Below are 25,970 nucleotides of genomic sequence, written 5' to 3' on the forward strand. Positions count from 1 at the left end.
GCGGGGCTGCCTAGTAGCGCTGCATGTTCCGCCGGAAACCGAGCCAGGCCAGGATGGCGTCATAGCTGAAGATCAGCAGAAAAGCTCCGATGGCAAGCGCCCAGAGCACGATCTTGCTGTCGAGTGCGAAGTCCGACAGATAGTCGGTCGGATAGGCGATACGCGGATTGATGGGCAGGAAGGAGACCGGGAGGGTCTCCGTCACCGGTTTGCCAACCATGTCATCAGGGAGCGTCATCGTCAGCAGAAGTGGAATGGGACCGTCCGGCTTGTATTCAATGTGCAGCCTCTGGCCGTGGATCCAGCTCCTGGAATTCTTCAGGTAGTTGCGCGGGTTCTCGCGCATGCGCGCCTGCAGGTCGAGGGCATTGTCGGGGGCGTGTTCCAGCGACAGAACTGTGCCGGTCGTCCGCTCGCCGAAATTCTCCAGAAGCCAGTATTTCAATGCGCCGTCATGGTGCAGATACAGGGTGACGGCAATGGCGAGCACGGCAAAAAACAGGATGGCGAGATTGAGTGCGTGGGTATCTTCTTCCGCTTCCTTCGGACTATACATGGTGTCGAACTCCACCCGGGCACGTCTGAGGCCTGACGTGCACAGGCTGCAATTCTGCCAAAAACCCACCGAATTTACCATAGTTTCAAAGTGAATTCATGATTCTCACCCTTGCAGTTTCCGGCTACCGCTCCCTGCGTGACCTCGTGCTGCCGCTGGACAGGATCACTCTGGTGACGGGGGCGAACGGCAGCGGCAAGTCGAGTCTCTATCGTTCCATCCGGCTGCTGGCCGAGGTGGCCCAGGGCCAGGCGATCGCCTCTCTTGCCGCCGAGGGCGGGCTGAACTCGACGCTCTGGGCAGGACCGGAAGCGTTTTCGCGGGCGATGAAGAAGGGTGACGTGCCGGTTCAGGGCACGCTGCGCAAGAATGTGGTCAGCCTCAGGCTCGGCTTTGCCGACGAGGACTACGGCTACGCCATCGATCTCGGTCTGCCCGCCGACGCGGGCCGCTCGCTGTTTTCCATGGATCCGGAGATCAAGGCCGAGGTGCTGTGGGCCGGCGAGGCATTGTCGCGCTCCAACGAGATTGCCGGCCGCAATGGCCCGACCGTGCGGGTCCTGAACGGTCAGGGGCAGCGGGTCCCGGTGTTCCAGAATCTCGCCCGTTTCGACAGCATGATGACCCATGCGGCGGATCCCAAGGACGGGCTGGAACTCCTGGTGATGCGCGAGCGCATGCGGGCCTGGCGCTTTTACGACCACTTGCGAACGGACCGGGACGCACCGGCGCGATTTCCGAAAATCGGCACCAGAACGCCCGTGCTCAGCGGCGACGGCGGGGATCTTGCCGCCGCCCTGCAGACCATCCTGGAGATCGGCGACGAGCGCGAGCTTGCGGACGCGATTGACGATGCCTTTCCGGGGGCCGCCATCGAGATCTCCGTCAATGACGGCTACTTCGAATTGCTGATGCGCCAGAAGGGCTTGCTGAGACCTCTGCGGGCAACCGAACTGTCCGACGGCACGCTGCGCTATCTTCTTTTGACCGCGGCGTTGCTGTCTCCCAGGCCGGCGCCGCTGATCGTGCTGAACGAGCCGGAGACAAGCCTCCATCCCGCCCTGCTGGAGCCTCTGGCGCGGCTGATTGCATTGGCGGCGCAAAAGACCCAGGTGATCGTCGTTTCCCATGCCGAGGCGCTGGTTTCCGAACTGGCCGCCGAGCCAGCCTGCCTGCGCTACGATCTGCGCAAGGAGCTGGGCGAGACAGTTGTGGATGGTGTGGATACACCCAGATGGACCTGGCCGAAGCGTTAGCTGCGCGTGAGCATATCTCCCCGATAAGTTTCTGATTTGGCAATGCTATTGCCAACCTTTTCGGCTGTCTTATCTAATTTGCATGACGGCGCGGTCTCAAAAAAATGCTAGGGTGTCGTAACGTCGCGAGTTGACGTGAACGTAAGGTTGCGTCATGTCAGGAGGAACCCAGAGAGGTGACGCCTCACTGGCGGCCAGGGCCTGACGGGAGGGATTTTCAGGAGGTGTGTGGAGGCACTTTCCGGAATTTCAGGTTGAAGGCTCGCCCGCGCAGTGAGTGCAATAAAACGCGTTGGAGAACTTTATGACGACTGCGGAGGAGTGGAACGCGGGTTTTGTACCCCGTCCAGTGCACGAGTATCTCGAAACGACCATAGCAAATTTTGGCGCGCGCCCGGCGGCCGATTTCATGGGCAAGGTCTGGACTTACGCCGAGATCGGCGAACTGGTCGACCGGACCGCCGCCGGATTGCAGGCCATGGGCGTGGGCCCCGGTGTCCATGTGGGGCTTTGCCTGCCGAACACACCCTTTTACACGATCTTCTATTTCGCGATCCTGAAGGTCGGCGGCACCGTCGCCAACTTCAATCCGCTTTACGTGGAACGGGAAATCGCCTTCCAGGCGCGCGACGCCGACGTGCGCATCATGGTGACCATGGATCTGAAGGTCATCTACGACAAGGTTGAGGACGTCCGGCGCGAGAAGACCCTCGACAAGATCATTGTCTGCCCGATGAGCTTTTGCCTGCCGACGGTCAAGAAGGCGTTGTTCGGCCTGTTCAAGCGCAAGGAACTGGCCGACATCCCGAAGGACGATGCGCATATTCGGTTCGACGACCTGCAGACCAGCGGCGACCGGCCGAAGCCGGTCGAGATCGACGTCAACGAGTCGATCGCCGTCCTGCAATATACCGGCGGCACCACCGGCGTTCCCAAGGGGGCGATGCTGACACACAGGAACCTGGCGGCCAATATCGAGCAGATGCGCTGCATCTTCGAGAAGGCCAGGCCCGGCGAGGAGCGCATGCTGTGCGTGCTGCCGTTCTTCCACGTCTTTGCCATGACGGTGGCCCAGAACCTGTCGATCATCCTGGGTGCGGAGATGGTGCTGCAGCCGCGTTTCGAGCTGAAGGCGCTGCTGGACGCGATCGTGCGCAAGAAGGTGACCCTGTTCCCGGGTGTTCCGACCATCTACACGGCGATCAACAATTCGCCCATGGCCAAAAAATACGATCTCACCAGCATCCGGCTTTGCCTGTCCGGCGGCGCGCCGTTGCCGGTGGAGGTGAAGGAGAATTTCGAGAAGATCACCGGCTGTCTTCTGGTGGAGGGCTACGGCCTGACGGAATCCTCGCCGGTTGCCGCGGTCAATCCGCTCGATGAAAGCCGCCGTGCGGGATCGATCGGGCGTCTTGCTCCGGGTACGAAAGCCCGCTTTGTCAGCATCGAGGACCGGGTGACGGAAGTGCCCGCGGGAGAAAAGGGCGAATTGCTGCTGCACGGGCCCCAGATCATGAAAGGTTACTGGAAGCGGCCCGACGCCACGGCGGAAACCATCACCGCCGATGGCTACCTGCATACAGGCGACGTCGGCTATGTCGACGAGGACGGCTTCATCTACCTGGTGGACCGGATCAAGGACCTGATCCTGTGTTCGGGATACAATGTCTATCCTCGGGTGATCGAGGAAGCGATCTACCAGCACGAGGCCGTTGACGAGACCATCGTGATCGCGGTGCCGGACGAGTATCGCGGCCAGTCCCCGAAAGCCTTCATCAAGCTGAAGGAAGGCTATTCGATGACCGCCGAGGAGATGAAGGCCTTCCTGAAGGACCATCTGTCGACCATCGAACTGCCGCGCGAATACGAGTTCCGCGACGAACTGCCCAAGACCATGGTGGGCAAGCTTTCCAAGAAGGAACTGGTCGAGGAAGAGGCGCAGAAACGGGCGATGGCGGAAGTCAGGAGCGCTTGAGGTCGATTGTCCGCCAGGCTTTTTTGGAGACGCGCTCATTTGAGCGCGTTTCGTCTTTTTGCCAGCTTCCAGTTGCCATCCCGGGCGGAGCGAAGCGCAGACCCGGGACCCAGGCCTCCCGGTGGCCGGGCCTGAGATTTCCGGCAGTTTATGAGGCTTCCCGGTTCCCCGCCTGCGCGGGGATGACAATGGTATTTGCCTGGACACGGGCGCAAAGCCTGAAGTCAGCGGTAGAAACTTTCCTCAGCTGTTGTACCCGCGCCCGTCGGAGGCCCTTGCCAGCTCCCGGCCGCGCTTGGCTTCACGGCGGACGGTGTAGATCGATGCCAGGATGATGATGGCGGCGCCAACAAGCGTTTCCACCCGCGGCCATTGGCTGAAGATCAGCGCGCCGAAGATGGTGGCATAGAGCAGCCTGGTATAGTCGAGCGAGGCGATGGCCGTGGCTTCGCCGGCCCTGAAGGCGCGGATATTGGCCATTTGAGCAGCCCAGGAAATGATCCCGATCACGACCAGAAGACCCCATTGACCGAGCGTCGGCGTTTGCCAGGTCAGGACCGCCGGGACCAGCATGATCAGGCCGACGCCGAAGGCCTGGTAGGTCAGGATGGTGACCGGAGGGTCGGTGCGGGTCAGCATGCGCACCACGATCATCACCATGCCGGCACAGGCGGCGCCGGCGATGGCCAGGAGGGCAAAGGGGTCGATCAGCCCGTCGCCATCCGGACGCAGCATCAGGACGACCCCGAGAAAGCCGACGATGGTTGCGCCCCAGCGGTGCACACCGACTGTTTCTCCCAGCAGCCAGATCGCGAAGATGGTGATGAAGAAGGTCTTCGAGAAACTGATCGCGGTTGCGTCGGCCAGCGGCATTTCGATGACGGCGGTGAAGCCGCACAGCATGGCCGTTGCCGCGAACAGGACACGGGTGAGCTGCAGCCACGGGCGCTTGGTTTCCAGGGAGGTCGGCAATCCGCTGAGGATCTTCGGGGCGACGATGGCCAGCATGACGCCTTGCCGCACGACGAGGATCTGGAACACGGACAGGTCCTGGCCGAGCAACTTGATCAGGGTGACCATGATCGAGAAACCGAAGGCGGCCAGCAGGATCCAGAGCGCGCCGATGGTGTTGGACGGCAGCTGTTCCGTCAGGCTCGCCAGTTTGCGCGGGAGACGGTTTCCCGCGGCCTCGGAAGGGGCCGGGTCCTTGGTGGGCATGTCCATAGATGTTCCTGGCCGAACGGCAAGCGCATGCAGCGGCTCTTGCAAGCCGGTGCCGAGGCGAGACGCGGATGGGGCTGTTGGTTGCGGTTGCAACAAGATTAGCGTTTTTCTCCGAGAAGGGAAGGGCGGTGTCCTGACACTGGTGTTTGCCTTCCGGCAAAGCCGCGCCATACTTGTTGGAAAGAGCTGGGAGGCGGAACATGGAAAAGATCCAGACACAGGGCATTCACCACATCACGCTGGTCGGGGCCGACCGGCAGACATCCATCGATTTCTGGGAAGGCGTGCTCGGCATGCCGTTCGTGTTCGAGCAGCCCAATCTGGACGACGCCAACCAGAGCCACCTTTATTTCGACCCGGGCGACGGCCGGCTGATCACGATCTTCACCAACGAGGACCGAAAGCCCGATCCTGAACCGGCGCCGCAAACCATAGGCTGCGTGCATCATCTGGCGCTGGATGTCAGCCAGGCGACGTTCCGCCAGGTCGCGGAGCGCCTGGAGGAGCGTGGCATCGAGCACAGCGGCCCGAAGGACCGCGGCTTCATGGATTCGATCTATTTCCGCGATCCGCTCGGCTTCCTGATCGAGCTGGCCAGCTACCGGTTCGTTCCTCCGGCCGGCGTGTTGATAGGCGAGGTCATGCTGGAGGCGCACCGCATTCGCGTCGCGCGCGGTGACTACAACATCCAGGAAATACATCTGGCCGACGCGATCGAGAAGCTGACAAGGGAAACCCGGCGCAGCCTGTCGGACGACCGGGAACCAAAGAACCCCTATAAGCGTTAACAAGGGGGACTGGGCACGCGAGACAGTGCGCATTGCAACCCGTATTGCGCTCCACTGTACGGCGTGTAATGCTCCCCGGAACGGATTGGACAGGCTACAGATTCCGGATTGGAAAGGGCCAGGATTTCGGTGCATGACAAGGGCTAAGAAGGGGCGTCCGGCCATTGCCGCCGACATCATCGGGTGGCGTGAAATCGTAAGTCTGCCGGAACTGGGCGTCTTCGACATGCGTGCGAAGATCGACACCGGTGCCCGCACGTCCGCGCTGCATGCAGAAGACCAGGAAGTGTTCGACCTGAACGGGCAGCGGTGGGTCCGTTTCCGTGTTCCGGCTTCCCGGCATCACAGCGATTTCCGCGTGGAAGTGCCGATACTGGATGAACGGGATATCAAGAACACGAGTGGTGTGCCGGAAAGCAGGATCGTGATCAGGACGCTGCTGCATCTGGGACTTCACAATTGGCATGTGGATGTCTCGCTGGCGGACCGGTCCAACATGGGATTCGACATGATCCTGGGACGGACAGCGATCCGTCGCCACAATGTCCTGGTGAATGCCGGACGGTCCTTTCTGGCCGGCAAACCCGCACCGGCAACAAAACACTGAAGGCCGGACAACCGGCAAAAATCACTGAAACATCGATGTCAGGCACCGGTCATACACAAGACCGAGACCAGGGGACGAAGATCAATGAAAATTGCAATGATGGCACGCAACGCCGAGCTCTATTCACATCGCCGCCTCAAGGAGGCTGCGGAAGAACGCGGGCACGAGTTGGAGATCATCAACACGCTGCGCTGTTACATGAACATCGCCTCCCGGCGGCCGGAGATTTTTTATAACGGCAACAAGTTGACCGGTTTCGACGCGGTGATTCCGAGGATCGGCGCCTCCATTACCTATTACGGCCTCGCGGTGCTGCGTCAGTTCGAGATGATGGGTGTCTACCCGCTGAATGAATCGGTGGCCATTGGCCGCTCGCGCGACAAGCTGCGCTCCATGCAGCTTCTGGCCCGCGACGGCATCGGACTGCCGGTCACCACCTTTGCCCACGATCCGAAACAGACCGAAGAGGTCCTGGCGACCGCCGGCGGTGCGCCGGTTGTGATCAAGCTCCTGGAAGGCACCCAGGGCATCGGTGTGGTTCTGGCGGACACCGAGCGCTCGGCCAAGTCGGTGATCGAGGCCTTCCGGGGTGCCAACGTGAACATTCTGGTTCAGGAATTCATCAAGGAAGCAGGCGGTTCGGATATTCGCGCGCTCGTTGTCGGCGGCAAGGTTATTGCCGCGATGAAGCGCACGGGTGCGGAAGGCGAATTCCGCTCCAACCTGCATCGCGGCGGCAGCGCCAAGGCGATCAAGATCACCCCGGAAGAACGGTCCACCGCGGTCCGGGCGGCCAAGACCATGGGGCTCAATGTGTGCGGCGTCGACATGCTTCGCTCGAACCACGGCGCGGTGGTGATGGAGGTGAATTCCTCTCCCGGCCTGGAAGGGGTCGAGAAGGCCACCGGGATAGACGTGGCCGGCAAGATCATCGACTTCATGGCCAAGAACGCGCAAGTCGGCAAGACCAAGACGAAGGGGCGCGGTTGAGTACGTCCGTCAAGCCGTTTGTCATTGGCGAGCATTCCATCGCCCCGGGCACACGGCGCACCGTTGACCTGCCGGTCAGTGTCCTGTCCGACCACACGCCCGTGACCATGTCCGTCCATGTGCTGCACGGGCGCCGTCCCGGGCCGGTGCTGTTCGTCAGCGCGGCCATTCACGGCGACGAGGTCATTGGCGTCGAGATTGCCCGGCGCATTTTGAAGGCGCCGCAGCTCGAGGCGCCGGAACTTGAAAAACTGAAAGGTACGGTCCTGGTCATCCCGATCGTCAATGCCTTCGGTTTCCTCAACCATTCGCGCTACCTGCCGGACCGGCGCGACCTCAACAGGGTCTTTCCCGGCAGCCAGCGGGGCTCCCTGGCCGGCCGGCTGGCGAACCTGTTCATGACAGAGATCGTCAACCGCTCGGACTACGGTATCGATCTGCATTCGGCTGCCATTCACCGGACCAACCTGCCGCAGATCCGCGTGTCGCCGTCGCGGCCGGAAACGCTCATCCTGGCCAAGGCCTTCGGCGCGCCGGTGGTGCTGACATCGAAAGTGCGTGAAGGCTCCCTGCGCGAGGCAGCACAGGCCAGGGGCACCGATGTGCTGGTCTTCGAGGCGGGTGAGGGGCTCCGGTTCGACGAGATGGCGATTCGCGCCGGCGTGTCGGGTATCCTGCGGGTGATGCGATCCCTGAAGATGGTCGGCGCCAAAGGCATCACGAAGCCGAAGGCGCGCTCGATCCTGACCAAGTCGAGCTACTGGGTGCGTTCGCCCGCCGGCGGGCTGCTCAGGCCGTTCAAGTATATCGGCGATGTGGTCGAACCGCAGATGCTGCTCGGCATCGTTTCCGACCCCTTCGGCGAGAATGAGCGCAACGTTGTCGCGGACTATGGCGGTCTTGTGGTCGGACGGACCAACCTGCCGGTGGTCAACGAAGGCGATGGCCTGTTCCACATCGCGGATGTCAGCGAGAAATACGATGCCGAACTGACGCTCGACAGCCTCACTTCGCAACTTGAGGCCGATCCCCTGTTCGACGAGGACGAGATCATTTAAGGTATTATCTGAAGTCGACAGCGGCGGCACGCTCTGGCGTTGGTTGCCGCGGCGCACTATGTTGAAGCAAGACACCGCCACGGTGCTTGAAGATTGTCTCGGGATTTCCTTCCCAAACAAGCAGGTCCAGATTCTCATGAACCAGATGGTCACTCCGAAATTCGGTGTTGGCGCACCTTTGCGCCGCAAGGAAGATCAGGCGCTTATCACCGGCAAGGGCATCTATACCGCGGATTACATGCCGGAGGGCTGCCTCCACGGTGTGGTCGTGCGCTCGGCCATGGCGCATGCGAAGATCAGCCTGGAGAATGTCGACGACATTCGTGCCATGGACGGTGTGCATCTGGTCCTGACCGGCGCCGAGCTTGCCGGCAAGATCATGCCCTGCCAGGCCCGGCCCAAGCAGATCGACGGCTCCGATTTCCAGGCACCCGACCAGCCGGTGCTGTGTTCGGACGAGGTGCGTTACGTCGGCGACGCGATCGCCTTCATCGTCGCCGATGACGTGAATGCCGCCAAGAACGCGGCGGAAATGCTCGAGGTGGACTACGATCCGCTCGAAACGGTCATCGGCATCGAGAACGCACTTGCTCCCGAAGCGGTGAAGGTGTGGCCGGAATTCGGTTCCAATGTCGCCTTCACCTATGGCCAGGGTGATCAGGCCAAGGCGGACGCGGCCTTTGCCGGTGCCGCGAAGACCGTCTCCATTGACGTCGTCAACAACCGTGTCGTTGCCAATTACATGGAACTGCGCGGCTGCGTTGCCGAGTACTCCGCGGAAACGGAACGGTTCAAGCTGACACTGGGGACTCAGGGCGGTCACGGTGTGCGCGGTGTCATCTGCTCCATCCTGGGGCTGGAACAGGACAGGCTGCAGGTGATCACGCCGGAAGTCGGCGGCGGCTTCGGCACCAAGATGTTCTGCTACCGGGAATACCCGCTGACGATGATCGCCGCCAGGGAACTCGGCCGCGCGGTGCGCTGGGCGGGCGAACGCATGGAGCATTTTGTCACCGACGCCCACGGCCGGGACAATCTCAGCCATGCGGAACTGGCGCTGGACGGCGACAACCGGATTGTCGGGCTGAAGGTTCATGTCAAGGCGGCCATGGGGGCCTACCTGCACCAGTTCGGACCGTTCATTCCGTTTGTCGGAACCTCGATGACGTCCGGTCTCTACGACATTCCCGCGGTGTTTGCGAAGGTGGAAGGTGTCTACATGCACACCGTGCCGACAGATGCCTTCCGCGGCGCCGGCCGGCCGGAGGCGGCCTACCTGATCGAGCGCCTGATCGACAAGGCGGGCGAGGAGACCGGGCTCGGCCCGATCGAGATCCGCAAGCGCAACTTTATCAGGCCCGATCAGCTGCCCTACACCACCCAGACCGGCCGGATGTACGACACCGGCGATTTTGGCGGGCATCTCGACAAGGCGCTTGAGGTTGCCGACTGGGCCGGCTTCAAGGCCCGCCAGCAGGAGAGCGCGTCACGGGGAAAATACCGCGGCATCGGCATCTGTTCCTATATCGAGGCCTGTGCCTTTGCAGGCAGCGAGGAGGCCACGCTGGAACTGGACGCCAATGGCAGCCTGACGCTGCTGATCGGCACCCAGACCAACGGCCAGGGCCACGCAACCGCCTACAGCCAGGTCGTGGCCGAGGAATTCGGCGTGACCATCGAGGATGTCAATGTCATCCAGGGGGACACGGACCGGGTCAGGAAAGGCGGCGGCACCGGTGGCTCCCGGTCGATCCCGATCGGCCTGCCGTCCGTGCGCGAGGCCGGCCGCACGCTGGTCAAGAAGGTCAAGGAACTGGCCGCCGACCGGCTCGAAGCCGGTGTCGAGGACCTGGAACTGGACAGCGGTGTCGTCCGGGTGGTCGGAACCGATCAGCAGGTCACGCTGGCGGAGATCGTGGCCGGTGCGGGTGAGACACTGTCCGCGGCCGAAGAGGTCAAGCAGACAGAAAACACCTATCCGAACGGCACCCATATCTGCGAGGTCGAGGTCGATCCGGAGACCGGCGATGTCGATTTGGTGAACTACGTCATCGTCGACGATTTCGGCGTGACCGTGAACCCGCTGCTGCTCGCAGGCCAGGTCCATGGCGGCGCGGCCTCTGCCATCAGCCAGGCGCTGTGCGAACAGACGGTCTATGACGACGACGGGCAGCTCCTGACCGCTTCCCTGCTGGACTACCGCTTGCTGCGGGCCGAGGACGTGCCGGACATCCATTTCGAGACCCGCAACGTTCCCTCCACGACCAATGCGATGGGCATCAAGGGCGCGGGCGAGGCCGGGACCATCGGTGGCTGCGCCGCGGTCATGAACGCGGTTCAGATGGCGCTGAAGGACGGGGCAGGGGTCACGGAGCTGCTCGACATGCCGGCAACGCCGCTCCGGGTCTGGGAAGCGATCCAGGCCGCCAAATAGGCGGTTCGCACTTCCGCCGTCCGGGCACAAAAAAGGGCCGGTGCACCAGCACCGGCCCTTTTCGTCTCTGCCGGACCTATTCGGCTGGCAGGGGCACGGGCTCGCCGCCGCCGCGTTCATATTCCCAGATGTTTTCCTCAAAAGCGCGAAGACGCTTGTAGACGGAGATCAGCTCGACGATGGTCGTCCAGGCGTTGACCAGATACTGGAAGGAGCTCTCCACGCGGCCGAAGGCACGCACGATCTGCTGCATCACACCGAGCGTGAAGGCGCCCGACACGATTGTCGGCGCCAGGGCGACATAGGGCACCAGCACCGTGGCCTGCAGGTAGGACCATTTGGCGACATCGAAATAAAGGTAATGGAAGAACAGCCTGAAATAGTTGTGGCGTACATGTCCGAACAGTTCGACGACCGAGGGCGGCGAGGCCCGGTCCTCGTTGTCCTCGCCGTAAACCAGCTCCTTGCGGTAGGCCGCCTCGACCTTCTGGTTGTTGAACTCGAGACCCGGCAGCTTGAAGCCGACAACGGCAAGCAGCACGGTTCCAGATGCCGCCGATAGGATGGCGACATAGACCAGGGAATGCTCGACCGGGCCGATCCAGGGAAGTTCGGTGACGTTCTTGGAGAGTTCCCACAGGAGCGGCAGGAAGGCGATCAGCGTCATGATGGACCGCATGAAGGACACGCCCAGGCCTTCCATGATGCGGGCGAAGCGCATCGTGTCTTCCTGGACGCGCTGCGAGGCCCCCTCGATATGGCGCACCACGTGCCAGTGCGACATGTAGTAGTCGTTCATGGCGGTGCGCCAGCGGAAGATGAAGTGCTTGATGAAGAAATCGAGCACCACGGCAATGGCGACATAGAGCGCGGCGATCCAGAAGAACGTCATCAGTTCCGCCATGTACTCGTCCATGGTCACGGTGCCCGGTTCGGACAGGGCCTTCTGGATCGTGTCGTAGAAGGAGCCGAACCATTCGTTGATCCGGACGTCCAGCTGCACCTTGTACCAGGTCACCCAGAGAATGATCACGGAGCCCACCCAGGCCCACAAGAACCATTTTCGGGTTTTGAAAAACGAACGGAACATGGCGATCTGCCTCTCGAATCGGAATTTCCAAGGATTATAGGTGCCCGTCCGGCAATTAGGAGAGCGCACGCGATTATTGAGGATGTTGTGAAGAGATTTTGACTGCCGTGCCGTTTTCACAAGGCAGACATGCGCGCAAAAGCGTCAATTCGGGCTGCTTGCGCATTGCAAAGGCGGCGTGTTGCCTCGATACTGGCGCTCCTTACTGATCAAACCCTGCCTGACATCCGTCTTTTACAGACCGGGCCGTGCGACACGGCCGTTGTCCCGGTTGCGCGCCGGGTGTTGTGATCTTCGCGGGACCCGGCCCGGCGTCCCGCGGATCGTGCTTCTCGTGCCGGCCAACGGAATTGTTCCATGACGGTTTCCAGCCTGAAGTCCCGCTTTTCCGGTCCGCCCGCGCCGACGGGCATGACCCGGCAGGCGCCGCTCCTGGGCATATCGCTGAAGGTCGCGTCCACGCTGGTGTTCTTCGTCATGGCGACGGCACTGAAAATTGCGGCGGAGAGCGTGCCGATCGGACAGCTCGTGTTCGCCCGCAACTTCTTCGGCCTGTTTCCGGTGCTGATCATGGTCGGCATGCGCCGCGAACTCGGTCTTGCCTTCAGGACGCACAATCCGAAAGGGCACCTGACGCGTGCCACCATCGGCCTGACGGCGATGGTGTGCGGCTTTACCGCGCTCTCCCTGCTGCCGTTGCCCGATGCCACGGCGATCGGTTTCGCGACGCCGCTCTTTGTTGTCGTGCTGGCGTTTCTGCTGCTCGGCGAGGCGGTCCGGATCTACCGCTGGAGCGCGGTCGGTGTGGGATTTGTCGGTATTCTCGTGGTTCTTTCACCCCATCTGGGCGAGGGGCATCTCGATGGACCGTCCACGCTCGGGGCCTTGATCGGGGTGACCGGGGCGGGCTTTGCCGCACTGGCCATGATCACCGTGCGCAAACTGTGCGAGACGGAGCGGACCTCGACCATCGTGACCTGGTTTGCCGGTTCGGCAACCCTGCTGTCGCTGCTGACCCTGCCGCTCGGCCTCGTCCTGCCCGGACAGGCCTGGGTCATTCCCGACTGGCCGACCGCCGGGCTTCTGGTGCTGATCGGACTGGCGGGCGGGGTCGGGCAGATCCTGCTCACCCAGAGCTACCGCTATGCCGACGCGTCGACCATCGCGCCGTTCGACTATGTCAACATGCTCTGGGCAATCATCGTCGGCTGGGTGGTGTTTTCCGAAGTGCCGCTTCCGGAAGTCGTGCTCGGCGCGCTGATCGTGATCGCGGCGGGGATCTTCGTCATCTACCGCGAGCACCGCCTCGGCCTCGACCGCACCAAATCCCGCCGCGCCTCGACACCGTCTCGCTCATAGCGGCACAGGGACGGAAGGCCCGGTACCGCTTACTGCGGCTTGTACTCGAACCGCTCGACAGCACTCTTTGTGCCGTCCGGGAAAATCAGCTGGACGCTGATCGACTGGGTCGAGCCGGGCGGGCGCTCGATATAGGGCTTGTCCTTCAGAACCGCGTTGGGGTTGTCCGGATCGCATTCATCCAGTTGCCATTCCTGGTCGATCGGGCCGTCATTGATGCCGTAGAAAACGTAGTCGATGCCGCATTTCCAGGATTCCAGATGGGTGAAATAGACCAGCTCCTGGCCCTGCCAGTCGCGGAAGGCAACCCAGTTGGCCTTGGTCAGATCAAGGATCTGCTTGATCTGTTCCGGCGGCATGCCCTGGGCGGAGACCGGCACGGATGTTGCCATGGGGGCAAGGGCGAGGCCGAGACAAAGGGCCGTCGATTTCAGAAACTGCATGAAAGCTCCTCCTGGATGAGGTGGCCGGAAAGGTGTTTCAAAAGGCCTTGAAGGTGATGATGGTCTTGGTGTCCTGGATGCCGTCGATCGGGTGCACCTTCTCATTGACGAAATGGCCGATATCGGCGCCGTCATCGATGTAGAACTTGACCAGGAGGTCGTTGTCGCCGCTGGTCGAATAGACCTCGGATGCAATCTCCGCGTCGGCGATCGCGTTGGCGACCTGGTAGGTCTTGCCCAGCTGGCATTTGATCATCACGAAAAACGGGGTCATGCGGTGCTCCGGACAGTGCTTCAATCAAAATGTGTTCATGGACATCGCCCATCTCGCCGTATCAGTCAATCGCGGAGAGGCGCGCAATGCCCCGGGACTTGCATTCGGATGTCCCTCTTGCTAGCAGTCAAGTCATCTCATGGGGGTGCCCGGCCATACCGGTCCGGGCTGAGAGGCGGCCCGCCAACTCCTTGAACCTGATCCGGATGATACCGGCGGAGGGATTTGAGATCATGACACTTTCCCTGGTGGCCTCGACACGGGACCTTTCTCCGGAAACCGTTCATGCGGTGCTGGAGCGGGTCCGGCAGACGACACCGCGCGTTCATGCCATCACCAACGCGGTTGCCCAGAATTTCACTGCAAATGTGCTGCTGGCGCTTGGCGCGGTGCCGTCGATGACACTGGCGCCGGAGGAAGTCGCGGGCTTTGCCGCCGGGTCCGACGCGCTGCTCGTCAACCTGGGCACGCTGGACGAGACGCGCCGCAGCGCGATCCCGCTTGCGGTCGCGGCCGCGCAGAAGGCGGGACGCCCCGTCTGTATCGATCCGGTCTTTGTCGAACGTTCGACCTTGCGATGCGAGTTCGCGCGGGACCTGCTGGCAGCACAGCCTGATCTGGTGCGGCTTAACCTGGCCGAACTGGAGGCCCTGTTCCCCGACCGGGAACAGGCGGACGCCCTGATCGCGACCGGCACGGTGTTTGCGGTGACAGGCGCGGAGGACAAGATCGAAAGCCAGGGCGAGGACTATTGCCTTTCCAACGGACACAAGCTGATGGGGCGGGTCACCGCGACCGGCTGTGCCGGCGGCGCGGTTCTGGCCGCCTTTGCCGCCGTGGAGGCCGACAAGGCGCTGGCGGCCGCCTGTGGCCTCAGCGTCTTCAACATTGCCGGAGAGATCGCGGCGGAACGCTCCGGCGGGCCCGGGAGCTTCGTGCCGGAACTGCTGGACGCCCTCTACGGCCTCAGCCTGCGGGATATCGAGATCCGTTTGAAAACGGCCTGAACCGGCAGTCCCTGTTTCACTTGAGGAGACCCACATGACCGCCATAGCGGTGACGATTGCAGGATCTGATTCCGGCGGCGGTGCCGGCATACAGGCCGATCTGAAAACCTTTTCCGCCAACGGCGTCTTCGGTGCCAGCGTCCTGACCGCCCTGACGGCGCAGAACACGCTCGGTGTCAGCGCGATCCACGACGTGCCGCCGGACTTCGTCCGCGCGCAGATCGACGCGGTCTATTCGGACCTTGCGGTCAAGGCCACCAAGATCGGCATGCTGTCGACGGTTGCGACAATCGAGGCGGTTGCCGATGGGCTGAAAGCGCATGACACCGGGCCGGTCGTGCTCGACCCGGTCATGGTTGCCGCCTCCGGCGATCCGCTCCTGGCCGACAGCGCGGTCGAGACGCTGATATCCGCGCTGGTGCCGCTGGCCGACATCATCACGCCGAACCTTCATGAAGCCGCCCGCATGCTGGAGACCGGTCCCGCCGGCAGCGAGACGGAGATGCACGCCCAGGCGGAGCGGCTGCTCGGACTGGGTGCCAAAGCCGTGCTTCTCAAGGGCGGGCACGGCGATGGGCCGGAAAGCGCGGACCTGTTCCTGGACCGGGACGGCGCCGCCGTCTGGCTTCGGGACCGGCGGATCGAAACGGACAACACCCACGGGACGGGCTGCACCCTGTCGTCTGCCATTGCCGCCGGCCTTGCCGGCAGGCAGACGCTGGCGCAGTCGGTCCGGGCGGCCAAGGCCTATATCCAGGCCGCGATCGCCGCTGCCGACCGGCTCGAGATTGGCGCAGGGCACGGGCCGGTCCACCATTTTCACGCGCTCTGGAGCAAGTGATATGAGCAAAGAGAAAACAGGACAGACGCAGGCGCTGAGCCGCCGGGCGGTTCTGGGGGCGGGCGCAGGCGCGGGGGCGGCCCTGGCAACGCCCGCGATCGCCCAGGAGCAGGCGACCCTGGAATGGAAGATGGTGACCTCCTGGCCCAAGAACCTGCCGGGACCCGGCGTGACCGCGCGGCGGATCGCCGAGCGGATCCAGCTGATGTCCGGCGGCCGGCTGCGCATCCGCCTGTTCGCCGCCGGCGAACTGGTGCCCGCGCTCGGCGTCTTCGATGCGGTGTCCGCCGGTACGGCGCAAATGGCGCACACGGCGTCGTTCTTCTGGCAGGGCAAGATCCCGGCATCGGTCTATTTCACCGCGGTGCCGTTTGGCTTGCTGCCGCACGAGCACATCACCTGGATTGAACAGGGGGGCGGACAGGCGCTCTGGGACGAGCTTTATGCGCCTTTCGGCCTGAAGCCGGTCATGGCGGGCAATACCGGCGTCCAGATGGGCGGCTGGTTCAAGCGCGACATCCATGGGCTGGACGACCTGAAGGGCCTCAAGATCCGGATGCCGGGGCTTGGCGGCGAGGTCATGCGCCGTCTCGGCGCGACCCCGGTCAGCCTGCCGCCGGGCGAGTTGTTCCAGGCCCTGCAAAGCGGCGTGCTGGATGCCACGGAATTTCTCGGGCCCTGGTCGGACCGCGCCATGGGATTCCACAAGGTCGCCAAGAGCTATTATTCGCCCGGGTTCCACGAGCCCAACGGCACCGGCGAAGCGCTGTTCAACAAGGTGGCGCTGGACGGCCTGCCCGATGATCTCAAGGCCATCGTCCTGGAAGCCTGCAAGGCGGAGAACGGCCGGGCGCTGGCCGAAAGCGACTGGGAGAATGCCGGGTCGCTGCAGCTGCTTCAGGAAGAGGACGGCGTCACCGTGCTGCCCTATCCCGAGGAGGTGCTGGAGGCCCTGAGGGATACGGCGGCGGAGGTGCTGGCCGAATTTGCCGAGAAGGATGCGCTTGCCAGGCGCATCCACGAGAGCCACCAGGCGGCACGCGCGCGCCTGGCGCCGTGGAGCGATGTCGCCATGCGCCGCTTCATGGCGGCAAGGGACGGCTGATCCAGCGCCCGGCAGTCAGGCTGCCGGCCTCAAGGCCGGCGCCAATCGCCCTGCTGTGCCGCGGGAACGTCTTTCGCCGGAGCGGGTGGCGCCCCGCACCCGATCCCGGTTGTACCGCCCCAGCCGGTCCGAAACGGCACTTTTCACGGCGCAGGAAGACTTGCCTGGCCGCGTTCTGCTGCCAGGAACGATGTCGAATCCTGGTGCATTTTACCGATGGCTCACCGGCGATTTGTCCAACAAACTCACCATGTTCCCTAGGGAAACGTGTGGCAATGCCGCAACTCTCCAGGGTCAATTTACGTTATCGGAAACCTTGTGCTGAATTGCCTGTTTTTTAGGCAATCGTGTGAGTGCGTGTCGGTGACGTGACAAACGTGCCTGAAATCTGACGAAATCTTGCCTTTGAGTGTTTTGTCGCAGAAACATTGCAGAAAAACACCTTGCATTTCGCGCTGCAGCATGATTATCCGCCCTGCCGCGCACTGCCAATATTGTATTGAAACCCGGTGTGGTCTCCGAAAAAACTGTCAATAGTTGTCATGAAGCCCCTGCGGGAGGGGATGGGAGGAAACACTATGGCGTGGGCCAAGAACAAAACAATTCTATTTGCGACGACCGCGGTGGCTCTATCAATGGTTGCAGGCGCCGCCCACGCGGGTGGTTTTGCGCTGCGTGAGCAGAGCTCCTACTATCAGGGCATGTCGTTTGCCGGGTACGGCACGACGGGCGGGGGCATCTCGTCGATGTTCTGGAACCCGGCGTCGCTGATGGGAGCGCAGCAGGGCCTGACGGTCGAGGCGCACAACACGGGACTGTTCCCGGTGTCCGATGTCAACGGGACGCTCTCGGGGGGCTTCTTCGGAACATCCACCGTCGGCAGCGGTGACCTGGCGTCCGATGCCTGGATCCCGGCGTCCTATGCGGCCTATCGCCTGAACGACAAGCTGATCTTCGGCGTCGGCGTCAACGCGCCCTTCGGCCTGTCCACCAAGCCGGACTTCAACTGGGCCGCGCAGTTCTACTCCCGTTCGTCCTCGGTGTTCTCCCTGAACGTCAATCCGGCCGTCGCGCTGCAGGTCAACGACATGGTCGCGATCGCGGTCGGCGTTCAGGTCCAGTATCTCGATGTCGCCCTGAAATCCGCGGACGCGACCTCCGGGGCCGGCTTCCCCCGGTCGAACGAGATCAAGGGGGACGATATCGGCTTCGGTGTCACGGCCGGTGTGACGGTGAAACCCTGGGAAGGCACCGAAATCGGGATCGGCTACCGCTCCGGCGTCGGCCATGACCTGGACGGCGACCTGATCGTCGGCGGCGTGACCAGCGCCATCGGCCTCGGCGTGGTGACGCCGGACATGGTCAACATCTCCGCAAAGCAGAAGATCACCGACAAGATCCGCGTCCTGGGAACCGTCGAGTGGACCAACTGGAGCCGGCTGAAATCGCCGCGGGCCATCTCCGACGCGACCGGTGCCGCGCTGACGACCCTGCACTTCAACTACGACGACGGCTGGTTCTTCTCGCTCGGCGGTGAATATGACTTCAACGAGCAGCTGACGTTCCGGGCCGGTCTTGGCTACGAAATCTCGCCGATCGACGAGGAGATCCGCTCCACCCGTCTGCCGGACAACAATCGCTGGTGGCTGTCGGCCGGCGCCAGCTACGATTTCAACAAGCACATGTCCTTCGATCTGGGCTACACCCACATCATTCCGGAATCGACCAAGATCAACATCGACAGCAACCACCAGGACTTCAACGCGGCGTTCGGGACCTACACCGCCGATGTCGACAGCCACGTCAACATCATCTCCGCGTCCCTGCGCTACAAGTTCTGAAAAACGGTGCCGGGAAACCGTATGCAAAGGCCGGAGCACGCTCCGGCCTTTGGTGTTTTGGGCATGCGGTGACCGCGCGTTGTCGCAGCCGGTTTCCCTATTTTCGTTTGCGGGCTCGCGGCTTCATCGGTGTCTTCACCCTGTGAGACAGCGAGACACCGCTTTCGGCGGCCTTTTCAAGATACTCCCGGGTCATCTGCCAACTCAGCGTGTCGCGGCGGCGCGGGGTCATCCAGTCGGAGCCCGGACCGGTCAGGGGCATGTTGGGGTTGAAGGGCTTTCCGGCCTGTTCCAGCGCCGAGTACTCGGCGTCCATGGCTGACTTGAGGGTGATGCGCTTGCGCAATTTCCTGTGCTGAAGTCGCGCCCATCGTTTCCAGTAGGGGTCGTAGCCGCGCAGGTTTCCGGTTTTTCGTGTGCCGCGATGAAGCGGCTTGGGCAACAGCTGCGTCAAGGCCCGTGACCGTTTGTAGTCCGGCAGTCCGCGCAGGAACACGGATGCGCCCAGATGTGCCGATTCCGACTGATCGCCGGCGAGGTCCAGTGCCTTGCGCACGGCGCCTGCGTCGCTGTGTCTTTGAAGGGCGCCGCCAACCGATCCCAACCCGCCGCCTTCGGCGTCGACCCAGCCCATTTCACGGGCCGCTCGAACGGCGTCGGCGACTTCCTCGGCACGGGACATCTTGGGCGCGCCCTTCAATTTTCCGGCATGGGTGCCGGGCGCGTCGAGACCCAGGTCGCGGCCAAGGTCGCCCCAATCCTCGGCCTTCAATCTGCCAAAACCCGCAGCCGCTTCACGCATCTCTTCCGTCGCGATCCTGGCTCCGCGAATACCGGTCTTGCCGGATCGCCGAATTTTGAGAGCCCGGCCGACCTTGGTCAGGGTCGAGGCCCCACCCGCCGCGCCCGTGCCAGCGGTCATACCTGCCACCAGCGGGGTTCCGGCGGCTTCGATTCCGGAGGCGAAATAGTCCTTGCGGGCCAGGCCGAGCAGCATGTTGACGGTGCTGTCGGTTGCGCCCTGGATCGCCCCCTCGATCAATTCACCCGGGGTCATTTTCTGTTCCGCCAGCGCCCGGCCGGCCAGACTGATGTAATCGTGCTCGTAGTCGTCGCTCAGTTTGTCGATACCGGTTCCCGCAGCGTCGTAAGCCATGAACGCCAGTTCACCGATGCCGTCGATCACCGCTTTCGCGAGCCCGGCGAAGAAAAAGACCGGGTCATTTTCCAGGACGCCATCGTCTTTGCCTTTTTGCGATCCGCGCGGCGTGCCCGCCCGGTGGCCCGGGCTGCGGCCCGCACGGGTCTGGCCGGGACCGCGTTTCCGGGTTTTGGCCCGCTCCGTGGCGTTCGCGCCGGGCGGCGGCCCTGTCCGCCGCGTGCCCGTACCAGGGTTGGGCCGGGGAGGGGACGGGGATGGGGATGGGGATGGGGCGGGTGCGCCCTGCGTGCCACGGCTGCGCAGGTAGGAGCGCAACTCGATCGCAAACATCATCGCCCGTGCCGCTTCAAGGGATTGTCCGTCATCGCCGAAACGCAGCCCCACCATGCCGTCAAAGGTGCCCTGTGCCGCCTGGATCTCGTCCTGCGACCAGGCTTTGCGGGCCATGTCGATATCCACGCCGGGCCGGATATGGACCGCGCCGACCACATCTTCCGGAAGCATCTCGGAATTTGCGTAGAAAAAAAACCAGCCTTCCTTGGTGGGCGCGGCCGCGTGGAACGTCGGCGTAGATGTTTCGGGCTCGCTCATCCCTCGGACCTGTGACCGGGGCGCTGGTGCTCGACGCCGACAAGATGGGCCTGAAACAGGTCCGGGCTGAACGCCGAGCCGAGTCTCATGCTCAGTCCGTCACCTTCCTCCAGCGTCGCGGCATAGGCAATGCCGGCGGAATATCCCCGGGCCGGGCCGTGCGGTGGCTGAAAGCCGCCGTCGACCGACGCGGCCGCCAGCTCCAGCAGAGAATGGAACGTGAATGAATGATCGACCGTTTCAGCAAGGGTGACGGAGCGCAGCAGCGCCCGGCTGATACCGTCCCGGTGCCCCAGACGCGAGCTTGCCGAGAGCCGTCCCTGACCGCTGCTTTGCGCGCGAAAGCGCAGACGGTAGCTGGTGATGTCCTCAGGCCATGCCGCGGCATCATTGGCGCGGGCCTGGTCGGGCGTGGTCCATTCCGGGGCCAGCACAACCGGATGGCCGGTTGACGGCGCGGGGTCCGCGCCACAGGTCCAGACGTCGACGGCAAGCATGTAACGAAACCCGCCCGCGTGCCGGGAAGGCAGGAGATCCCAATAGGCTGCGGAAAACTCGGTCGATTGCCGAAGCGTGTAAACCGCCGACACCCAGTCGAGTTCCTTGCCGTCGAATGCGCAAAGGGCGTCGCGCCCGTCCACCGCTTCAATCCGGCCGCCTTTCAGACTGCCGGCGGTGAAGTCTTCGCGACCGGCGATCGTGTGCATGCGGTGCGCGTAGGGATCCAGCGTCAATCCGGGCACGATCTCCTTGCGGGTCAGAAGCTGAAACAACGGCCCGTCGCCGGTCGCCAGGAGCGCCTCGATGTCAGCCATTTCAAAATAGACGTGGAGTCCGCTGATTTCATAGACGACACCTTCCGGAACCGGCCCGAAGGTCCCCAGTTTCTCGGCAGCAAGGTCAATTCGGCCGGCCGGGCTGAACAGGCGTCCGGTTCGGGGGGACAGGTCCATGCTGTCGATGATCATCGGGTCGTCCTCCTGCCTCTTCAGTGGTCCGGAAGGCGCATCTTGCGCGCAAGAAACGGCGAAGCGTCCCGGATCGCCGCGTCGATGCCGTCGGGGCCGAAGGCATCGCGCATCTCGGCCAGGAGCGAGGCGCCGACTTCGATCAGTTCGACAGAAGAGCGAACGAGCTGCGGCGGGCTCATGCCGGCGGGCTGTGTTCCCGAGGCGAGCGCGTTCCGCACGGTCCCCAACTGGGTGGACAGCACCGCAAGCCGTGCCATGTACTCAACAAGACGGGCCATCACGTCGGCCTGCGTATCCGTCAATCCCTCGATGAAAGTTTGCCATTCGGCGGCGCTCGACTGCACGGCACCGGCAAAGACATCGGACGCATCCTGGGCAAACGCCGCGGTATCGCCGATGAGGCCGTCGGCGGCGGTGCCGATGGTCTCCATCAGGTTATCGACGGCGACAGGCAATGGCAGCAGGGGCATGTCAGCTTCCCGGCGGGCGGGGCATCTTGCCCGTTGTGCTCTCGATTTCGCCGAGCGCCTTGATGATCTCGGCAATGGCCTGCGCGACGCCGCCTGCGGCGGCGGGAGCGGCGGGTGCGGGCATCAGATATCCTCCTCGACCAATGTTTCGGAAATGTCGAACCAGACATCGATTTCGATGTCGTCGTCGGGGTCCAGATCGATCCGCACCCTCAGCAACCGGTCGAGAGTGTCGTAGACCTCGTCGGCAATAGCGGGAAATCCGATCCCCAGGGACAGAGCCCCGGTCACGATATCGCTTCGTTTCCCCTGCCAATGGACTTCGACACCCCGCCGCCGTGCCTGCCGGGTCTGATCTTCGTCCCGTTCGATCTCAACCCGCCGTGTGGTGTCCGCCGACGTTACCCGTGTCCGGCTCATCGTATGATCGAACCCGGTGTCCAGGCTTTGTGAATGCGAATGAACCGAGCGATTGGCCGTCTTGGCGACGGAACCGGTCATGCCCTCGGCGCTGGACGATGACAACGACGGCATGAAGCCGCCGAGAGAGACCGAAACAGACCCTCCGGCAACCATCTGCCCCCCGAGGCTGAAGCTGAGAGAACCAAGCGTCGCACCGACGGCTCCGGCCATGTACTCCAGAACCGGCTGCAGCTCGCCGGCCAACTGGCCCGATGCGGCGATCGGGTCCTCCAGCGCGGCCTGGATGCCGCCCGGCAACCCGACGATCGCGCCGATGCCGGATATCGCGTCGCTCACGTCATCGATGTGATAGTAATAGGCCGGCAAGGAGAAGGTCTTGACCGTCCCGATGTAGTCGAGACCGGCCATGCCGCCCCAGGCATCGTTCCAGCTGACCGCGTGACCGCCGTCTTCTTCGAGGAGCCTCGGCGGCAGGTTGTCAATCAGATTGGTCCCGCTGGCGTCATAGGCCTGCCTGAAACCCATCCGTTCGGCAGGAAGCCCGATCATGTTCAAAATACCGCCCACTGCCGCCAGTTCGCGACCGGCCGTCTCGTGGCCGACAAGCTCCGTTTGCGTGCGGGTCTCACTGCTGCCAAAGCTCTGGAACGGGTCCGGGGGGCTGTCCTTGAACCCGGGAGGTTGTGGGCGGTCCCGCGTCGGCCACTTGACCTTGTCTCCCATTTTCGAGGCGCGCCAGGCTTCCCGCCCCGTACCAGTTTCCCTTGTCTCGTCAGAGTGAAGAACCACCGAGCGTTCCTTTTGCACCGTGCGGGTGTCGTGCGCTTGCCGCGAATTCGCCAAAAGCTGTGCGCCGCCCTGTACAAGATCGAGAAGGCTCTCGGCACGAAACAAATTCGCGGTTCCGCCGCGTCCGTCTTCGTATTCGACCGTCAGCGTCGCTGAACGCGGCCCTATTCGGCCGTAATCGTCCGCGAGGCCGGGGCCGGTAATGCGGTAATGCATGGTCTCGACCCGCTGGCTGTAGACCGGCCGCGCCGAAAGGGCGGGCCCGGAACTGCACATGAGGGTCAGACGCTCGAGCGCGAAGAGCGAACCGTTGGCGGAAAGGTTGGTCAAGCGCACCACAAGCGTGTTGGCTGCCGCAGGACGCCGGAACCTCAGGAGCGCGGTGCGCGCGCCCCGCGTGATGACCTCCGTGGCGAGCAGGACGCGGGCGCGGGCGCTGCCAGGTGCATTCAGCGGTGCGATGCGCGGTTGATCGGGGGCCGGGTCCACGGACCAGACCTCGACCTTCAGCTTGGGCTTTGGACCCGCGCCGGCGGGCTGGCGGCCAAAAACCAGTGTCACACCCGCAAGCGTGCGGTCATATTCCTCGGATTGGGCGACATAAAGATCAATCGTGGCATCGGTTTTCAGGGGCGGACTGTGCCAGTGTTCCGGTTCGCCCCCGATCAGCCGGGGTCCCGCAACCGGCGCAGCGACGGTCCGCATCCGGTAATAGTCCTGACCGCCGGGCTGATCGTTCAGCGGTGCAATCACGTCGGCACCGAGGTGAAAGGCCTTCCAGCCGTCGGGTCCCTGTTCGGCGGGAGGTACCTCGGACGCATGTGCCGCCGCGAGACCGGCAGCGGCTACGGGTCTGTGCCGGACCCCTTGCACGGACCGGTAGACGAACAACGCCGCGATCAGCAGACCGGGCTTCATTTCCGTTTGGCCGCCGGGCCAGTTGATCGTGACCGGCAACAGCGGCAGGTCCCTCAGGGTCACGATCAGCCGGTCGGTGTGCATCTTCGGCGGCTGGACAAAGCGGATCGTCCCGGACCCGAACGCCACCTGCTCCGTCCAGCTTGCCTCGGCGTCGATGAAACGTGCATACCGGTCCGAGGCCGCGGCGACGGCGACCTCCCTGGGCAAGCCGAAATCCGAACCCAGTTTGACGGGATCGCGCGGCAGGTAAGGATGCCCGAGCATGGCAAGGCCGCCGACAGCGCTCATTTCCGCCAGTTTCAGGTCCAGGGAAACCTGCGCGTCGGCCGGCAGGCTGACGCCGTCGAGATCCCTCGGCCTGATCCGCAGCGCGAGGTAGGATCCCTCGGGAAAATCGTAGTGACCGGTCACGGTTTCGGGCGGGATCCGTCCCAAACCCGGCGCGGGTTTGGCGATGGCCGTGCCGTCTGTCTTCTGCAACACCGGAAAGTATTTTGTATGATCAACCGCAAGGATTTCCTCGATCGAGGCTGCGGAAATCAGCTCCACGGCGCCTTGCGGAATTCCGCGCGTGCGCAGGCGTGTCGAGGTGATGCGAACAACTCCGCCAAGGTCGCTTCGAAGCGGGTACCGGCTAACCAATGAAAGCTCCCTTGCCCGTCGCGATGGGAGATGGCTCAACCCTCATGATAGACCGAAACCGTCACGCAACCAAATCGCTCACGCGATTGGCCGCTTGAAACCGGTTGGATTGTCCACCGCCCTTCAATCCCGGCCGGTTGCCGGGAAGACGTGTGTCACGGCATGTGCTGCGGGACTTCGAATGGAGCGAGCAGTATTGGCTGGACGCGGCTGTCGGGCGGATGCCGAAAGGCCGCCCGGAATTCACCTCGTGCGCGACCGTCGGAAATCCGTCGCCGGGTCCTGGAATTTCAACCGCCGTTTGATGTCAAAACGCCGCCGGGTAGAGGCCGCCGTCCATGAGGATGTTCTGGCCGGTGATGTAGCCGGCGTGGCGGGAGCACAGGAAGGCGCAGGTCTGGCCGAATTCCCCGGCGTTGCCGAAGCGCTGCGCCGGGATGCCGGCGGCCTGTTCGGCGCGAACCGCGTCGACGCTCCTGCCGGTCTGTTCGGCAGTGCGGGTGAAGCCGCCCTTGAGGCGGTCGGTGTCCATCTTGCCTGGCAGGAGATTGTTGATCGTGATGCCGTGCGGGGCGAGCTGGCGGCAGACGCCGGCCAGGAACGCGGTCAGGCCCGCCCGGGCGCCGCTGGACAGGTCCAGGCCCTCGATCGGCATCTTGACCGAGAGCGAGGTGATGTTGACGATCCGCCCGAAGCCTCTCTCGCGCATGCCCGGCGCGACCGCCTGGATCAGCTCGATCGGCGTGACGAAATTCTGGATCGCGCCGTCCAGCAGCGCTGTGCGGTCCAGTTCGGTATAGTCCTTGCGCGGCGGGCCGCCGTTGTTGTTGACGAGAATGTCCGGGTCCGGACAGGCCGCCAGCAGCGCTTCCTGCCCCGCGGGTGTCGACACGTCGGCCGCAACGGCCGTCACGGCGACGCCGTAGCGGTCCTCGATGGCTGCACGGGTGGCTGCCAGAACCTCCTCGTTGCGCCCGTTGAGCACGATGGTGCAGCCGGCTTCGGCCAGAGCCTCGGCGCAGCCCTTGCCCAGCCCGCGGCTGGACGCGCAGATGATTGCCTTCTTGCCTTTGAGGCCAAGGTCCATGAGAGATCTCCCGTTGTGGTGCCCGTGCCTATGTGGCGCCCGCGCGTGGTCCTGTCAAACGGCCGG

At 63.4% G+C, this 25,970-nt stretch carries 23 protein-coding genes and 1 riboswitch; of the genes, 12 read left to right on the forward strand and 11 right to left on the reverse strand.

Features of this window, described 5'->3' with window-relative positions; genetic code table 11:
* Positions 1-10 precede the first annotated feature (10 nt).
* Positions 11-556 (reverse strand): hypothetical protein, encoded by a 546-nt coding sequence (locus tag O6760_RS17800; RefSeq protein ID WP_269581054.1) that lies wholly within the window; start codon positions 554-556, stop codon positions 11-13.
* 98 nt (positions 557-654) lie between these two features.
* Here O6760_RS17800 and O6760_RS17805 point away from each other — a divergent pair, with 98 nt between their 5' ends.
* Positions 655-1,812, forward strand: coding sequence for an AAA family ATPase (locus O6760_RS17805; protein WP_269581055.1), 1,158 nt, complete (start codon positions 655-657; stop codon positions 1,810-1,812).
* Between the two features lie 304 nt (positions 1,813-2,116).
* Positions 2,117-3,787: a long-chain-fatty-acid--CoA ligase gene (locus tag O6760_RS17810; RefSeq protein WP_269581056.1), complete on the forward strand. Its 1,671-nt coding sequence runs from the start codon at positions 2,117-2,119 to the stop codon at positions 3,785-3,787.
* Between the two features lie 243 nt (positions 3,788-4,030).
* Here the strand turns inward: O6760_RS17810 and O6760_RS17815 are convergent, their stop codons facing one another.
* Entirely contained in the window at positions 4,031-5,011 is a 981-nt protein-coding gene (locus O6760_RS17815) for a DMT family transporter (RefSeq protein ID WP_269581057.1), read from the reverse strand.
* Between the two features lie 200 nt (positions 5,012-5,211).
* On the opposite strand from O6760_RS17815, the gene O6760_RS17820 reads away from it, so the two are divergent.
* The 5 genes from O6760_RS17820 to O6760_RS17840 all read left to right on the forward strand — a co-directional run bounded on the left by O6760_RS17820 (position 5,212) and on the right by O6760_RS17840 (position 10,888).
* Positions 5,212-5,799, forward strand: coding sequence for a VOC family protein (locus O6760_RS17820; protein WP_269581058.1), 588 nt, complete (start codon positions 5,212-5,214; stop codon positions 5,797-5,799).
* A gap of 133 nt (positions 5,800-5,932) precedes the next feature.
* A complete protein-coding gene (locus tag O6760_RS17825; RefSeq protein WP_269581059.1) occupies positions 5,933-6,406 on the forward strand; it encodes an ATP-dependent zinc protease family protein in 474 nt (157 codons plus the stop codon).
* 84 nt (positions 6,407-6,490) lie between these two features.
* Positions 6,491-7,396, forward strand: a complete 906-nt coding sequence (gene rimK, locus O6760_RS17830; protein WP_269581060.1) for a 30S ribosomal protein S6--L-glutamate ligase — start codon at positions 6,491-6,493, stop codon at positions 7,394-7,396.
* Positions 7,393-8,454, forward strand: coding sequence for a succinylglutamate desuccinylase/aspartoacylase family protein (locus O6760_RS17835; protein ID WP_269581061.1), 1,062 nt, complete (start codon positions 7,393-7,395; stop codon positions 8,452-8,454). Before rimK ends, O6760_RS17835 begins: the two co-directional genes overlap by 4 nt.
* 136 nt (positions 8,455-8,590) lie before the next feature.
* The gene (locus O6760_RS17840; protein WP_269586298.1) at positions 8,591-10,888 is read left to right on the forward strand and encodes a xanthine dehydrogenase family protein molybdopterin-binding subunit; all 2,298 of its coding nucleotides are present in this window, start codon (positions 8,591-8,593) and stop codon (positions 10,886-10,888) included.
* Positions 10,889-10,964: 76 nt separating this feature from the next.
* Here the strand turns inward: O6760_RS17840 and sbmA are convergent, their stop codons facing one another.
* A complete protein-coding gene (gene sbmA, locus O6760_RS17845) occupies positions 10,965-11,978 on the reverse strand; it encodes a peptide antibiotic transporter SbmA (RefSeq protein WP_269581062.1) in 1,014 nt (337 codons plus the stop codon).
* Between the two features lie 357 nt (positions 11,979-12,335).
* Between sbmA and O6760_RS17850 the strand changes: the two genes are divergently transcribed.
* Positions 12,336-13,337, forward strand: a complete 1,002-nt coding sequence (locus O6760_RS17850; RefSeq protein ID WP_269581063.1) for a DMT family transporter — start codon at positions 12,336-12,338, stop codon at positions 13,335-13,337.
* A gap of 29 nt (positions 13,338-13,366) precedes the next feature.
* On the opposite strand, the gene O6760_RS17855 is transcribed toward O6760_RS17850, so the two are convergent.
* A complete protein-coding gene (locus O6760_RS17855) occupies positions 13,367-13,780 on the reverse strand; it encodes a hypothetical protein (protein ID WP_269581064.1) in 414 nt (137 codons plus the stop codon).
* A gap of 37 nt (positions 13,781-13,817) precedes the next feature.
* A complete protein-coding gene (locus tag O6760_RS17860) occupies positions 13,818-14,054 on the reverse strand; it encodes an Lrp/AsnC ligand binding domain-containing protein (RefSeq protein ID WP_269581065.1) in 237 nt (78 codons plus the stop codon).
* Between the two features lie 131 nt (positions 14,055-14,185).
* A riboswitch (TPP riboswitch) is annotated at positions 14,186-14,296 on the forward strand.
* Here O6760_RS17860 and O6760_RS17865 point away from each other — a divergent pair.
* The 4 genes from O6760_RS17865 to O6760_RS17880 all read left to right on the forward strand — a co-directional run bounded on the left by O6760_RS17865 (position 14,288) and on the right by O6760_RS17880 (position 18,848).
* Positions 14,288-15,061 (forward strand): hydroxyethylthiazole kinase, encoded by a 774-nt coding sequence (locus O6760_RS17865; RefSeq protein ID WP_269581066.1) that lies wholly within the window; start codon positions 14,288-14,290, stop codon positions 15,059-15,061. It overlaps the preceding riboswitch by 9 nt.
* A 34-nt stretch (positions 15,062-15,095) precedes the next feature.
* On the forward strand, positions 15,096-15,902 hold the full coding sequence (gene thiD, locus O6760_RS17870; protein WP_269581067.1) for a bifunctional hydroxymethylpyrimidine kinase/phosphomethylpyrimidine kinase: 807 nt from the start codon (positions 15,096-15,098) through the stop codon (positions 15,900-15,902).
* 1 nt (position 15,903) lies between these two features.
* Positions 15,904-17,007 carry a TRAP transporter substrate-binding protein gene (locus tag O6760_RS17875; RefSeq protein ID WP_269581068.1) on the forward strand — a complete coding sequence of 368 codons (1,104 nt, stop codon included), beginning with the start codon at positions 15,904-15,906 and terminating at the stop codon, positions 17,005-17,007.
* A gap of 635 nt (positions 17,008-17,642) precedes the next feature.
* On the forward strand, positions 17,643-18,848 hold the full coding sequence (locus O6760_RS17880; RefSeq protein ID WP_269581069.1) for an OmpP1/FadL family transporter: 1,206 nt from the start codon (positions 17,643-17,645) through the stop codon (positions 18,846-18,848).
* A 97-nt stretch (positions 18,849-18,945) separates the two neighbouring features.
* On the opposite strand, the gene O6760_RS17885 is transcribed toward O6760_RS17880, so the two are convergent.
* From O6760_RS17885 to O6760_RS17910, 6 genes are all read right to left on the reverse strand, one after another.
* Positions 18,946-20,601 (reverse strand): hypothetical protein, encoded by a 1,656-nt coding sequence (locus O6760_RS17885; protein ID WP_269581070.1) that lies wholly within the window; start codon positions 20,599-20,601, stop codon positions 18,946-18,948.
* Positions 20,598-21,569: a hypothetical protein gene (locus O6760_RS17890; protein WP_269581071.1), complete on the reverse strand. Its 972-nt coding sequence runs from the start codon at positions 21,567-21,569 to the stop codon at positions 20,598-20,600. The genes O6760_RS17885 and O6760_RS17890 overlap by 4 nt, the downstream gene beginning before the upstream one ends.
* A gap of 20 nt (positions 21,570-21,589) precedes the next feature.
* Positions 21,590-22,042: a hypothetical protein gene (locus O6760_RS17895; RefSeq protein WP_269581072.1), complete on the reverse strand. Its 453-nt coding sequence runs from the start codon at positions 22,040-22,042 to the stop codon at positions 21,590-21,592.
* A 1-nt stretch (position 22,043) separates the two neighbouring features.
* Positions 22,044-22,166: a hypothetical protein gene (locus O6760_RS17900; protein WP_269581073.1), complete on the reverse strand. Its 123-nt coding sequence runs from the start codon at positions 22,164-22,166 to the stop codon at positions 22,044-22,046.
* Positions 22,166-24,817: a hypothetical protein gene (locus tag O6760_RS17905; RefSeq protein ID WP_269581074.1), complete on the reverse strand. Its 2,652-nt coding sequence runs from the start codon at positions 24,815-24,817 to the stop codon at positions 22,166-22,168. Before O6760_RS17905 ends, O6760_RS17900 begins: the two co-directional genes overlap by 1 nt.
* A 307-nt stretch (positions 24,818-25,124) precedes the next feature.
* Positions 25,125-25,904: an SDR family oxidoreductase gene (locus tag O6760_RS17910; protein WP_269581075.1), complete on the reverse strand. Its 780-nt coding sequence runs from the start codon at positions 25,902-25,904 to the stop codon at positions 25,125-25,127.
* Between the last annotated feature and the right edge of the window lie 66 nt (positions 25,905-25,970).

The sequence above is a fragment of the Roseibium sp. Sym1 genome (assembly GCF_027359675.1).
Classification (GTDB): Bacteria; Pseudomonadota; Alphaproteobacteria; order Rhizobiales; family Stappiaceae; genus Roseibium.